The sequence below is a fragment of the Chryseobacterium soli genome (assembly GCF_000737705.1).
GTDB classification, from domain to species: domain Bacteria; phylum Bacteroidota; class Bacteroidia; order Flavobacteriales; family Weeksellaceae; genus Chryseobacterium; species Chryseobacterium soli.
In genome coordinates this window covers 176,695-190,807 of the sequence record NZ_JPRH01000008.1, presented here as the reverse complement: position 1 = coordinate 190,807, position 14,113 = coordinate 176,695, and the positions used below count along the sequence as shown (strand labels likewise).

Below are 14,113 nucleotides of genomic sequence, written 5' to 3'. Positions count from 1 at the left end.
TTTATGGAGGAGGCAGTAAATCTCAAGTCATTATTTAACAGATGAGAAGCAGCCGATATTCACCATCATTCTCAACAGGAGCTCTGTGCACACAAGGTAAGACCTGTTGTGACGGATGATCTACAGCCAGACGCCAAAGATGTCCCGGTTCTAAATTGATAGGTTCTGCATCCGGGGTAGGCTGATAATGCAGGTCGAAAAAATTGTCTTGCAGGAAAGCTTTAAATTCCGTTTCCGGACCGTTATGTAATTCTTTAAGTTTTTCCCGGATTTCCGGAATCAGGATTTTCTGTATAGCCTGGTCATTGGGTAAAATGTCACTTGCTACACCATAATAGGTACATAAAAAAGTATCGGTACCAATAGGCGAACGATCTACATGATAAGAATACACATCTGTGGAAATAAAGTCGAACTCATCATCCCGCTCATAGTTCTTAAGTAAGTTGAGAGAAGGCAGTGCTCCGAAATCAGTTAATAACTGGAAATCATTTAAAATAATTTCTCTTGCCATATGCCCTTTTTCGGATAGTTGCAGCGCTAAAATATCCTCTATAGAAACTTCTGTAATGTTTTCTTTTAATTGAAGTTTAGAGACAATTTCGTGAAAATCTCCCACTAAATTTCTGTGCCAACACATGGCGTTCATAGCCCCCTGAAAAGGAGTGTCTGCAAGTTCAGAAAAGGAAGAAACTACTTCGATTTGGCTGTGGTCAGAAAATTTTTTGTGCATAGCTAAGAATCAACAATTAAGTCCTTAATTCTTTGCAAAAATAAGGAATAGGTGAGAAGATTACGCTAAGATTAAATTTGATTTTGAGCTGACAAAACTAAACCACTGCATTTGCAGTGGTTTAGCTGTTATATTTCTTTCGTTTTTCAATAGAAGATGAAGTTTTAATCCTGTTCTTAATCGATTTTATATATTTTAATACCACTGGAATTAGCATTTAATAACATTCCTTCTTTTATTATATATCTTTCCCAGGATCCGTTGCCGTTATCTCTGTCAAAATTTAAAGTCTTGCTTATTTTTCCTGTGTTATCAATCAATACATATTGTAATGCTTTTGTTTGATGGTTTTCAATAATGAGCCATGATGAAGATCCTGTTGAATATGTGTCAAAATGCTGATCACTCCAACCCAGTTTTTCATAAGGAATAGATTTGGAATTAATAGTATTGTTATTTAGATTGATATAATAAAATTTTAAATATTTCTTCATATCTCCATAAACACCAGGAAAGGCACATACAACAGTTACTATATTTTTATTGATGTAACTGTCAAGGAAATACTCTGTTTTACTCGATTTTAAAGAAATCTCGGAATATTTACCATTTCTGTAAGCCATGATATTGGGCTGATTGGGATGTATATAGTTTCCAAACAGAAAAATATCAGATTTTTCAGCGAGTATCTTTTTGGGTGTGGCCTGATACTGACTGCTTTTGTGTCTCACCAATTTTTTTGTAGCAAGATTGTAATTTATTATTTCAGATTTAGAATCAGCTGAATAGGTAATGCCATCAGGTACTTTGTATCCAAAGATTAAATTCGATCCGTTGATCACTATATTTGACGGACTTGAAAAAGCACGGCCAATATTGATTTTGTTTTCTATAACACCTTCTAAATTTATGGTAAATAAACTGATGAAAACATCTTCGGTCTGAGGAGAAATCTTACCCTGAGTAACCAAAGCATATATTTTATCTTTATATCTTATGATAGAATTGATTTTATTAGAGTGCTTGTCGCTTATTTTAAGAGACCATTTGGGTTTTAATGTTGTGTCATAATTTACCAGATAAGCATCTGAAGAATTACCATCATTGATTGCTGTTTTAAAACTAAATCCGGCACAATAAATATCATCGGAAGACCATTCAATATCTTCCACATATTCTATGTTATCAAAAGTTGATTTTGTTAATAATTCCTGTGCGGACAATAAAGTACTAAAGGATATGATAAAAAAGAATAATAGGTTCCTCTTCATATATAAAGATTTTATTTCAAGGTTATTTTTGCAAAGATAATTGATATGAAAAATAAATTGTTGTGTAGCCTCTGTTTTCATTTATTTCTTTGCATCAATCAATTCAAAAGCTTTTAGTAGCAAAAGATCATTTTTACTTCGTATACTTTCAACATTCGGACGTACGATGACATCCGGTTTTATTCCAATACGCTGGGTTTCTGTTCCATCAGGATAATAAATACCAAGTCCGGAAAACACAAGTTCATTTCCGTCTGTCAGTTTGATGAAGGTTTTGTTTCCGTCAGCTCCTGCTGTCTGGCTTCCCACAAATATAACACCGGGAACTTTCTTGAAAATCATGGCCCACAATTCTGCAGCGCTTTGGGTATATTCATTGATGAGAACAATCACCTGTCCTTTATAAGCATTAGGATTTTCCTTGCCTGCATATTTATAACCTTTATCTATGATATTATCCACGAAGCAGAATTTCCCGGGCTGGCTGAAATCAGCCTGAGTCTTTATACCGAAATGCTGTGGCTTCATAAATAAATAATCAAAAACTTTGAGTAAAGAAGCATTATTATTATAACTTCGAAGATCGAAAACCATTCCTTTGGTATTTTTATGAGCCTCTATAAGAGCGGGAATTTCACCTGCTTTCAATGACGAAAATTCAAAATATACCTTATCATCCAACCGGAAGACCGGAGTAAGACGGCTTTCTTTCTCATTCCAAATCAGATATTCATACGTTTTGCCTTTGTACATCAGATGATAATTGGGAATTCCATCTCTATCCCATTCGTTGGTGAAGGTACGCGGCATTCTTTCTATGGTAGTTTTAAAAGCTTTTCCGTTATTTTTAGTACCTGTTATTTCTACAGCGGGACTATTTCCGCTAAACAGATAATTGTATGCTTCACGCCGTCTGACAGATTCGTTGGAAACTGAAAAATACTTTGACTGTTCAGCAATTATTTTAAGAATAGGCTTCCCGTTAATTTCGGTAATAAGATCACCTATCTCCAACCCGGATTTTTTCATTTTGGCCTCATCTTTAACTCCTGTAACCACCAATGTTTTATCTACGATCTGAAAGATAAATGGTGCTGACAATTTTCCGAAAACATCATATTGATAGGTATTTTTAAATTCAGTATGAGTGTCTTCAAACTCAGCAGACAATTGCATAACAGCAGCCTTATATTCCTGTTCATTCTTTATGTTTTTGAAAACCGGAATATATTTTTTCAATACATCGTCCCATTTATGATCGAGCAGATATTTGTAAGGATAAAAATATTCGATGGCATTCCATATTCTGAACAGTTCTAAAAGTTTTGTCTGCACAGAAAAATTGGGATACACCTTCTCATTCGTGCTGCTAAAACGGATACTGTTCTCAACAGGATTAGAATAAAATGAACCTACATTTTTAGGCTGGTTTACCAGATTGAGTAATCGGGTTTTATTTTCCTGGTGAATTTTCTTCAATGTTCCAATCCATGATGGGTCAAAATTGCGAACGGTAATGCTGTCACATTCATTAGCTTTTTTAGGCATCTCCTCAAATTTGCTTTGATCTGCAATGCTGAGCCACTGCATAATAATATCGTTAGGATCTGCTTTGGATTGGTTATCAAAAGTTTTCAGTAAAACAGCATCCCAATCAATTTTTCCCTGAGAAACCGCAGGATGATAGTATTTAATAAGTCCCCACGTTTTACCCAAAGTATATAAATCCTGATCAGAAAGTTTTGTGGTTTGAGCAGAGAGAATAGAAGTCATGAACAATGAGAAAATGACAATGTATTTCATGGTTAGTTTTAGTTTATAATCTATTGTTATAATAGAGTTTACGTTAGTTTGTACCGGTCGTAAATTTAATAAATTATTGCTAAAAACAAAATGACTGTAAAATGGGCCGGTAGAGTTCTTTAAAACTATTGATAAGATAACTGTTATGAAATGGAATATTCTTCCTGATTGATTCCTTGGAGCACTAAAAATACAGGTATGAACTAAAATTTTTCAAGTACAACAGAAAAGAGGATTCAGGAATAAATAAAGAAATAAATGATCTAAAAACCGGATAGATGTTCATCCTTTTTTGATCATCTTTTTTGGTCAATTCAGGGTCGGTTTGGCCCAATTTGAGTTATTAAGTTAAAAAATCCACTATTATTGGGCTTAAATCGCTTGTTATGTGGTACGTGTGGTATTGTGCTGTCCATCTGTATTGATTAATTTTATCCTGTTAATAACCACAAAAATGATCATTTCAGAGGATATACTATTTTCTTATGGAGCAAAGGCAGAAAAATACCAGCCTGATGAATTTATCTTTCATGAGGGAACCTCCTCTAAATTTTATTTTCAAATTATCTACGGTACGGTAAAGCTCAATAACTTCCTTGAAAATGGAAAAGAATTCGTCTATGGATTCCCGTTTGACGGGCATTGTATAGGAGAAAGTTATTTATTTACAAATCATTCATATGCCATTAATGCCATGGCAGTCACTGAATGTGAAATTATCAGACTCGAAAAAAATGCATTTTTAAAATTATTGTCTTCAGATCCTGAATTTCATTTTAGAATCAATCAGTATACTGCAGACCGGTTACATTTCAGGTATATCATTTCCTCCTTACTTTCTATCAGAGATCCGGCTGTTAAACTGAAAATGCTTCTTGATTATTTAAAATCGTATTTTGATTATGACACTCCATACAGCTTTGAAGTTCCCTATACGCGGAATCAATTGGCAGCGTTAACGGGTTTGCGGGTAGAAACGGTGATAAGAACCCTAAAGAAAATGGAAAAACAGGCACTCGTCAAAATAAATAACGCAAAAATTCAGTATTAACTTTAAAAAGAAAATACTGAATTTTGTTTCTTAATAAGCGTAAAATGGAAGTATTCAATGATGTCTGATTCCTTTCTGGTGATAATTAACCTCTTTATTTACAGTCTGATACTTTTTAGAAACAGGATCATTGTTTTCATTATATTGATGGGATGATGAATACGATTTCTGTTCCGATTCAGGGGTGGAAAAATGAATCTTCTTTCCATTTTTATACAGTTGATTATCAAATGTTCTGTAGGTTTGATTTTCCTGATAGGTATTTCCGTCAGGAGCCGTAAATGTTTTTATTTTCCTGTTCTTTCTTTTTAATCCTAAAAAGATCAAAGATCCGCCTGCCAATAAGCCTAATGCTATTTTTACCGTATTTTTCATGACAATAATTTTTATGTACAAAACAAATGATCTGTGAAGAGATATTCGTTCTGATACTGTTTATATTAAGTGGTTTATACTATTTTTCTGTTGAGTGTTTCTGCCACTCTTTTTCCTGCGGTATCGCAAAAATCCAGTCCGGAATAATCAGGATTAAGACCGGCGATGAGTGGAACGGCCATAATAAATAAGTCCTCATCGGCTTTTCCGTAATAATCCACCGCTTGAAAATGATCATTGATATTCAATCCGTCTACCCTTAAATAATAATGATTGGGTTCTATTTTAAGAATGTGCTGATCATTTTGCTGAAATAAAGACTGTCCCTTTTCAATATCCCTGAATTTCAGATATCCTGAGCTGATATATCCGTCGTTTTTAAGACTGTCAAACGGGACATCATTAAACTGAACCGGCTGCTGGCCGATAGCATCAATATATAACCTGTAGTGTTCCGACTTTTTAGTTCCTGTAGGATCAGTATAATGATAGATCGCACCTTCTTCTGTATGAGGCTCGATATGGCTCTCATCATCTACGCTTACAAGCTGGATAAGTCCGGCATTATAAAGTGCAATAAGTTCTTTATAGGAGGACTGGGGAAGAGACGAAATAATAACCGAAATAAGGGGAAGCAGTGTTTTGTGCAACCTCATCATATCTTCCGCCGAAAAATGCTTGGCCGGGTAATTTACCGCATAGCTAAATGCAGATAAAGTCTCTTTCCAGGCGATAGTCTGATGCCTTTCGATTGATTTTTCAGCTTCGTAATATTCAGCCTTGAAAAGTTCGAAGCTGTCCAGTTCTTCCCTGATTTGTAGCATTTTTTCAACAAACTGCTCAATGCTGAGATCCTTTATTTCCTGATAAAATTTTTCATTCTTTTTCTTCAGAGGCTGCTTGAAGTTCAGATCAAATACATAATCTAAATCCACAAAACCATTATGACTGTTTTTATATTCATAAATCTCATCAGAAGACATAATCCATCCTTCAGAATACGGACTTCCCTCTGAATGAAACCGCAATGCGGGTAAAAAACTTCTCTTAGAAAAAAGAGTAAGTGAAAAATTACGGCTTGTATCATGCAGATCAAATTGCAGCTGGTTGTCCTTTTCTACGAATGTTCCGTTCAGACGCGCCAATGTTTTTACGGCATCCACTGCGGTAAGAGATGTTCCCCGAACCGCTACCGGATAATTGGTAGCTGCCGTGAATTTTGAAGGCGGGTAAGGTGAATCATACCAGCCTTTGGCACGTTCCTCATAGATTTTAGGCCATTGGTGTCCGGTACATACAATTGTTTTTGAAGCCTTATAAGTATTGCCGTCGTGAGTGATAATTGTAAAGTGCTGGTCGTGCTTTTTAGAAATATCCGTTACCATCGTTTCAGTACACACTTTTACAGAAACTCCGGCTTTTCTGATTTCCCGGAGTAAAATATTAAACTGTTCTTCAAGATAATTTCCCAGAAGTAAGCGGGGTACGACCTGATATTCATTAATGGTTCCATTAACGATAAATTCAGGATAATCTTTGAAATGATGTCTGTGGATATAAGACGAAAAATGTTCCGGCAATTCCGGGAGTTCATTGGCTGAAACATTCGCTACATGTTCAAATCCGGCTCCATAACTGCTGTATGGCATTCCCGCTCCCAGTCTGCTGGTTTTTTCAAATATATAAAGAGTGTTGGGATAAGCTTTTTCCGAAAGAAGATGCTTTACAACAAATAAAGCTGCCGGCCCGCCGCCAATCAGGGCAATACTGTCAATATTTTCCATATTCGATATTTTGTAGTTGTGAAGTATCAATTTTTGGATGGTAAAAAAGAGAGCTAAAAAACTCTCTTTTATTCATTGTCAAACTATTGTTTTTAGTTTCTTGCTTCTAAATTTTCAAATTTGCTGTAAGAAGATTTTAAATGATGCAGCTGGTCTGAAACCAGTCTGGCACTTTCCGGACAAAGATCTCCGCTGTCCAAAGCATCCTGGTAGGCATCAATTGCACCTTTTTCTCCAAAAACTACATTTTCTAAAGTAGATTCATCCTTATCACCTGCAAATGCATTTTTTACATCAATCCATGCTCTGTGAAGGGCTCCAGCCGTGCTGGTTGTGTTATCGGCCTGTCCTCCTTTTTGATTGATCAACTGGATTAAATCTGTTTTCATCACCTGAGATTGGGAAACCATCTGATCATAATCGTTTTTTAACGCAGAATGGGTATCCCATACTTTGTCTTCCACTTTTGAAAATCCTTCAATCCTGTCATTCGTAATGTTCAGTAAATCATTTAATACTGATACTGTTTTTTCGTTGTTCATAATAAAATTTTAATTAGTGTTCATGATATTTTACAACAACCATGCCTAATTTTAATCAATTTTTAAATTTTAACGAAATTTATTAACATTGATGTTTTTAATGAATTGACTGTTTTCATTTCAAAAAGAATGCTTAATAAAAATATTTCAAATTTCTTACCATAATTATATTTCTCTATTCATCAATCTATTATAATGATCATTTTTACCATCAGCCCAAATCTGGAAATAGGGTATTAAATGAGCTGTTTTCCTATGATGCAGGGTAAATGATGAGGTAAGAATTGGTAATTTAATTATTTGAATTACAATTAATTGTATTGGTTTTTAAATCCAATATCGTAGAACTACTACAAAAATCGAAAAATCAATATAAATGTTTTGTTGATAAATCAGAAGCTTATAATTTTGGTAAACAATCAATCACAAATCATATTAATAACAATTAAAATTTACGAATCATGGCAGCAAACTCAAGAGGAATTTTAAAATTCAATGGAAGTGATGGTCAGAAACTTCTTAAACTTAATTACAGTGTATCAAGATCTACAGATGTTTCAGGACGTGTTGCATCAGATCCATCCAATGCACTGATTAAACTGACGGTAGAAGCTACGGAAAAATCTGACATTCTGGAAAGCTTACTGAACGGTAAATATAAACCTACAAGCGGAGAGATAACCTTCAATAAGTCCCATGAAGAAGGAACACTGATTACTTTAACCTGGGAAAATGGGTATGTTATTCAGCATGAAGTTGATTTTGATGCGGTAGATGAAAATTCTATGCTCATCAGTTTTGTGGTGAGTGCAGAAAATATCAACTATGGCAATTCCGCTTATGATGGAATCTGGCCTAAGGGCTAATGTATTTCTGATAATGAAATTTTATACGGAACAGTAAGCTTATCAGTATACTGTTCTGTTTTGGCGTTTCATTTATAGGCGGCTGTTTGTATTTCATGTGTTGTATCAATTGTTTTTATATGTAAACAATGAGAGCACAACAGATTTTCATTTTTCTATAAGTGAAAATTTTGAGTATCATCTTACTCAATTAAAAGAAAAACCAAATTCACAAATATTAAAAAATCTTATGTTTCAGGATAAAAAATCTTCAAAGAAGCAGGCCTCAAAAGACTTAAAAACGTCTGTGCCTGTAAAGAATTTAAAAGAAACAGCTGTAGCAAAAGAAACCGGTATAGCAGGGGAGAAAATTGTAGCTGCTGATCAGAAGATAAGTCAGTTTCAGGAATACCCGGGAGTGATTCAGAATCCTTCAGTGATGTTCATGAACCAAAACATACAGGGCAACAATTCCCTGACAACAGATGATAAATTATGGACCAATCAGCCTACTTCGAAAATTCATAATGCAACATCTATTCCCACAAGCCAGATTTTAGGAATCAACAGGGTGGTGAAACTTGAGATCGTTGTGGATGGCAAGATCATCAGGTATTTTAAACATTTCACTCTTAATCAGAGTGCTGTAAAACATCACAGTTTCAGTCTCACACTTGCTCATGACACTTTAGGAAATCCTGAAAATCATAATCTCGAGGAAGCTCAGAATTTTTTAGGAAAAAGAATTACCGTAATTTTTAAATATAAAGATGTTGAAGAAAGTCCGGAAAGAAACTTTGTAGGCGTCATCACGGAAGTCGGTTTCAGCCAGGAAAAAGGAAGTCTGGGAAATATTATTCTTACCGGTTACAGTCCGACGGTTCTTTTAGATGCAGCACCCCATATTCAAAGTTTCGGAGGAGCACAGGAAATTAGCTTAAACAGCATTGCTGATCAGGTGATCCGGGAGGGTTTAGGACAGAATAAGTTTGATTTCAGAGTAGATTCCAGACATGGAAATGTATCCTACAGTTCACAATACGAAGAAACGCATTATAATTATCTGGCAAGAATGGCCGAAGCTTATGGTGAACAGTTCTTCTATGATGGTGAGGTACTTCACTTCGGAAAACTTCCGCCATCGGAACAGTCCGTTAAACTTACCTATGGAAGCAGTGTCAATGATGTTAAGATCAAAATGAAAGCCCAGCATGTAAATCCCACTTTCTATGGCTATAACAGCAGTAAAAACGAAAAACTAACCACATCAAGCTCGAAGGTCAATCATATCTCTGATATTGCCAAAAGAGCATATGAAATTTCAGAAAAAACATTTACCACTCCATCTTTAAGAGTGGCCCCTATTAAAGCTTCTTCCATTATGGATATTGATGCTTCTCAGAAAGGAGCTTCAGGAAGCAAAGCTGTAGATGTCTTTATCACCTCAGGAAGCACTACTGTTCCCTTTTTATATCCGGGCTGTACCGCTGATGTTGAAATGCGTAAACTGGACACCAATCAAACCTCTTACTTTACCAAACTGATGATCACTGAAGTCAGCCACGAAGTGGATGGCAGAGGTCATTATACGGGAAATTTTGAAGCTATTGCATCAGATACCGGATATATTCCCCGTCCTGAATTTCATTTTCCCAAAGCCGAAGCGCAGTTTGCAAAAGTAATTTCCAATATGGATCCTTTGAATCAGGGCCGTGTGCGGGTTCAGTTTGACTGGCAGAACGGACCGGATACTACAGAATTTATCCGGGTAATGACTCCTGATGCAGGAGGAAGTGATAAAGTAACTAAAAACCGTGGTTTTATGGCTATTCCGGAAGTAGGGGATCAGGTTGTGGTGAATTTTGTTCATCAGCATCCGGACCGTCCTTTTGTAATGGGAGGCATGTTTCATGGAGGTGTTGGCGGCGGTGGCGGCCAAAACAATAATGTTAAAAGTTTAAGCAGCCGAAGCGGAAATAAGCTGGAGCTGGACGATGGAGCCGGATCTGTATTTTTAACGGATAAAGGCGGTGCTAATATGAAGTTTGACGGCTCAGGAAATGCTGCAACAGTGGCCAATGCTGCCCATAGTATTAGTGCAGGGAGCACCCATACCACCGGGGTAGGAGGGAAAAAAGACTCACCTCCACAATCTCTTCTTCATATGGATGCATCCGGAAATATCATACTCGATGGAAAAACAAGCATCACGTTTAAGGTGGGAGGCAACAGTATTACTATTTCAAAAGATGGGATTGTAACCTCTGTGGGAGAAGGTAAAATAGAATCCACGGCAACTGCAGGGCCTGTAACGATCAAAAGTACATCTGCTGATGCTTCGTTCAGTGGCTCAACAGATACCAAAATAGGAGGCGGAACGACAACATTTGTAACCGGAGGTGAAGTAGAAATTAATCAATCTTAAATCGTATGAATCAGATTCGTATCCCGGAAAAAGGAAAGTCTCAGCTTTTTTTTATAACCAGTGTAAACAGAACTGCTGTTGGCAGTAAACTGTCTGAATTTGTTCAGAAAAAACTAGTAGAATTATCTTTAATAGAAACAACGGAATCTAGTTTAGTATTCAGATACAAACTTCATCATCAGGAGATGGAAGGCTCTGCAATGATCCATACCTGGGCTGCCGATATGGAAGAATTACAGTCTGATCTGGTGATCATCACCGATATCAAGGGAAATTGTAAAGATATAGCTCATTTTGAAAAGCTATCCCAGAAATGGGAAGGAGGGGTTCTGGATGAAATCAGTCCTAAATACATCGATCATAAAGAGGTACTGCAGGTGATGGCGGAAGAGACATCGAAAGTATTGGGAAATAAAGAACAGTTTTTAAAAACATTTGTAGGATACAGTACCTGGCGTTTCTTTTTTCAGGATTGGTACAGAATACACCCAACGGAAGAAGATAAGCCCCTGAATCTGACACAATATTTTGGGAAAGTAGATCTGCCTCTCAACGTACACACTGTAACTGAGAAAGAAACAGAGAAAGGATCTCCGGTGGTCATAAAAAATACAGCCGTTCTGGATATGGAAAAGTTTGACAGAAAAACGTTTGCACGGATGTTAAAAGACCTTACGAATGTGTATAATATTGATGCAAGTCTTGAGGTGGATATGGAGGAAAGCTATGGATTTGCGGAAGACGGCTGGCTCAACGAAGCAGAAATGTTTTTACAAACTGCAGTTTCTAATTGGTATTCCATCAGTTCAGCTCACCAAATTAAAAGACTTTCTGAAGAAGAAAAAAAGGAATTAGGCCAATATACGAACAAGGAAATCACTGTGGGTTAAAGGAAAATAACTTTTTGATTTACTCACAAGATAATTTTCTTAAAGACCAAAAAGCATAGTAATGATGAACGTTTTAGACAATAATTATCATGGCAAAAAAATACATACCTAATAATGCATGGTTAAGTTGTGACAAAGGGCAAATCCCTACTCAAATTGCTGTAACACACGACAACAATAGCAGCATATATGGTGAGAAACTGGTAAGCGAAGCAGACACAATACCCGGTGAAAATATAAAACCTTTCGGCACTTGTTCAATAACCGGTGGTCCTTGTACCTATAACCCTATTTATTGGGATAAATGTAATGAGGGAGTAAAGGTGAATGGTTTTAAGCTTGTATTTGAAGATGCTCATTTACTGTGTAAACAAACAGGAAAAATAAAAATAGATTTCAATGTGCCTGCCAGTGCGTTAATCGGGAATTCATTAGCAGGGGCGGGATATGGATTATTTAACGGATATTCAAGTCTCGGAAATACATTTGGTACTTTTGCGGCAGATCTCCGGGCAAATCCTACGAGTGGTTTGACCAATACGACACAGCTGGGAAACTGGGGCGAGATTGCAGTGGCTCAAGATTTAAAACGGTTAGGATATAAAATGCCCCCCACTCAGCAGATACCATCAGTCTTAGGAAATGGACATCAGGGATTAGATTTGCCTGCTTATGACCCCAAAGCCAATATCGATATTTTAGGCGAAGTGAAAACGTCTATGGCCAACAATGCAGGAAATATACCACCCAGAATGAATCCTGCAAATCCTGCAACCGGGCTGCCAACACAAATGTCTGATCCGTATCTTACCCAGCCAACCGCAAACGGCATGTCCAGAGTTGAAAATGCCATGCCTGCCGAAGATGCAATAAGAGTATTGAATAAAATGAATAATGGTGGTGATGGAGTAACTAAAATTGCGACTAAAGTAGATGGAAATACAGGAAGCATTACGCATTACGAAGTAGATGCCAATGGGAATGTGGGAAACAGAATAGAGCTTCCACCTGCTAATGTTGTGGCAGGCAACAGCAAAGCGGCTAATCTTATTAATTCAGTGTCTGAAAGTATTCAGAGTCAGAAAAATATAGCGGCAGCCAACAAGTTTTTGGTGGCGAATGCAGATAATGTTGCCAAAGTGGGGAAAGTGGTGGGAAAAGGAGCCATTGTGGTAGGCATAGTCATGGATGCTTACAGCATAGGAAGTGCGTATGCGGAAGAAGGGGAATTTGGAAATAAAACCCAGCAGGCAACAGGTTCTGCCATAGGGGGAGCAGCGGGAGCCTGGGCCGGAGCAGAATTGGGAGCAGCCATAGGAGTTGTCGGTGGTCCTGTGGGCGTCATTGTTGGTGGTGTAGTAGGAGGAATTATTGGAGGAGTGATAGGGAGTGGAGTAGGCGCGAAAGTAATGGATTTTTTATTTTAATTAAAAACTTTATATTAGAAAAAAATATAATATCATGGGAATATTTAATAATTTATTTGGTTCAAAAAAACAACCGCAATCAGAAAAGGAAAATAGGGAAGAAGAGGTTCCAGATGAGGTGAAAAGATTAAAAAGCAGAGATGGAAATAAGGATAGCATATTTTTTTATAAAACATTAAATAAGATTATTAAGAATCGGGAAAGCGTTGCATACAAATTAAGAGACCAATATATTCAGGAAAACAACCTGGTAGCATTGAAAAATTTTGGCAATAATATTTCTTCAGATATATATACCTATGTATCCTACTGGTATTCGATGGGGCAGCCAATAAATGAAAACTGGCAAAATTTTTATTTAACCAATTTAAAGTTTTATCTCCTGGCTATTAATAAGCAGACTCTCTTAAATGGCTTATATACGCACAGTTCAAAAATATTAGCCATAGGGATTTTATTAAATATTGATCGGGCAGAGTTTAAAAAAATATCAGAGCGCTATGTTGAAGAAGGCTATGAAGATTTTGTTTTAGACGGTTTGGTGCATTTAAAATATCACCCACATCCTATATCAGATACGCTGCAGTTTCCCAATGAAATATATATTCAGAAATTATCGGCAATATTAAAATCAACCTCAAAGCAGGAAGCAGAAGCGATTGTAAAAGATACTTTAGAAAACCATTTCTATACCAGAGAAAACCTTCAGGCAGCTTATGAAAGTCATAAAACGGAATTCTATTCCGGCTATTGGGCCTGGGAATTAGCGGCTTTAGTAAAGGTAATGGGTCTTGATGACAGCAGTTTTAAAGACAATCCTTATTATCCTTACGATATGGTGCATTGGACGGGCGGCAATTAATCAAAGGATTTCAGTACAAGTGACCATGAAATCTTTAGTTTGAATTTCAAAGAAAAGAATAATAATATTTTAGAAACTTAGCTTGTACAGGATTATGTACGGGCT

The 14,113-nt window shown here is 36.5% G+C and carries 12 protein-coding genes; 6 read left to right on the top strand and 6 right to left on the bottom strand.

The annotated features are described in order from the left end of the window. Positions 1–34 precede the first annotated feature (34 nt). The 3 genes from IW15_RS17135 to IW15_RS17125 form a co-directional block, all read right to left on the bottom strand. Positions 35–733 (bottom strand): hypothetical protein, encoded by a 699-nt coding sequence (locus tag IW15_RS17135; protein ID WP_034713849.1) that lies wholly within the window; start codon positions 731–733, stop codon positions 35–37. A 176-nt stretch (positions 734–909) separates the two neighbouring features. Next, positions 910–2,004 carry a hypothetical protein gene (locus IW15_RS17130; protein ID WP_131368585.1) on the bottom strand — a complete coding sequence of 365 codons (1,095 nt, stop codon included), beginning with the start codon at positions 2,002–2,004 and terminating at the stop codon, positions 910–912. An 81-nt stretch (positions 2,005–2,085) separates the two neighbouring features. Continuing rightward, positions 2,086–3,807: a S41 family peptidase gene (locus tag IW15_RS17125; RefSeq protein WP_084681464.1), complete on the bottom strand. Its 1,722-nt coding sequence runs from the start codon at positions 3,805–3,807 to the stop codon at positions 2,086–2,088. A 454-nt stretch (positions 3,808–4,261) separates the two neighbouring features. On the opposite strand from IW15_RS17125, the gene IW15_RS17120 reads away from it, so the two are divergent. Next, positions 4,262–4,858, top strand: coding sequence for a Crp/Fnr family transcriptional regulator (locus IW15_RS17120; RefSeq protein ID WP_051882160.1), 597 nt, complete (start codon positions 4,262–4,264; stop codon positions 4,856–4,858). A gap of 54 nt (positions 4,859–4,912) precedes the next feature. Here the strand turns inward: IW15_RS17120 and IW15_RS17115 are convergent, their stop codons facing one another. The 3 genes from IW15_RS17115 to IW15_RS17105 all read right to left on the bottom strand — a co-directional run bounded on the left by IW15_RS17115 (position 4,913) and on the right by IW15_RS17105 (position 7,559). Next, the gene (locus tag IW15_RS17115) at positions 4,913–5,233 is read right to left on the bottom strand and encodes a hypothetical protein (protein WP_034713845.1); all 321 of its coding nucleotides are present in this window, start codon (positions 5,231–5,233) and stop codon (positions 4,913–4,915) included. A gap of 74 nt (positions 5,234–5,307) precedes the next feature. Beyond that, positions 5,308–7,017: an FAD/NAD(P)-binding protein gene (locus IW15_RS17110; RefSeq protein ID WP_034713843.1), complete on the bottom strand. Its 1,710-nt coding sequence runs from the start codon at positions 7,015–7,017 to the stop codon at positions 5,308–5,310. A 92-nt stretch (positions 7,018–7,109) separates the two neighbouring features. Next, positions 7,110–7,559 (bottom strand): PA2169 family four-helix-bundle protein, encoded by a 450-nt coding sequence (locus IW15_RS17105; RefSeq protein ID WP_051882157.1) that lies wholly within the window; start codon positions 7,557–7,559, stop codon positions 7,110–7,112. A 461-nt stretch (positions 7,560–8,020) separates the two neighbouring features. On the opposite strand from IW15_RS17105, the gene tssD reads away from it, so the two are divergent. The 5 genes from tssD (at position 8,021) to IW15_RS17080 (ending at position 14,008) form a co-directional block, all read left to right on the top strand. Next, positions 8,021–8,425 (top strand): type VI secretion system tube protein TssD, encoded by a 405-nt coding sequence (tssD, locus tag IW15_RS17100; RefSeq protein WP_034713842.1) that lies wholly within the window; start codon positions 8,021–8,023, stop codon positions 8,423–8,425. Positions 8,426–8,654: 229 nt separating this feature from the next. Beyond that, the gene (locus IW15_RS17095; RefSeq protein WP_034714103.1) at positions 8,655–10,829 is read left to right on the top strand and encodes a type VI secretion system Vgr family protein; all 2,175 of its coding nucleotides are present in this window, start codon (positions 8,655–8,657) and stop codon (positions 10,827–10,829) included. A gap of 5 nt (positions 10,830–10,834) precedes the next feature. Further along, positions 10,835–11,719 carry a hypothetical protein gene (locus tag IW15_RS17090; protein ID WP_034713840.1) on the top strand — a complete coding sequence of 295 codons (885 nt, stop codon included), beginning with the start codon at positions 10,835–10,837 and terminating at the stop codon, positions 11,717–11,719. Between the two features lie 89 nt (positions 11,720–11,808). Beyond that, complete coding sequence (locus tag IW15_RS17085; RefSeq protein ID WP_034713838.1) at positions 11,809–13,146, top strand: PAAR-like protein; 1,338 nt, start codon at positions 11,809–11,811, stop codon at positions 13,144–13,146. A 34-nt stretch (positions 13,147–13,180) separates the two neighbouring features. Then, on the top strand, positions 13,181–14,008 hold the full coding sequence (locus IW15_RS17080; protein ID WP_034713837.1) for a PoNe immunity protein domain-containing protein: 828 nt from the start codon (positions 13,181–13,183) through the stop codon (positions 14,006–14,008). The last annotated feature ends 105 nt before the right edge of the window (positions 14,009–14,113 follow it).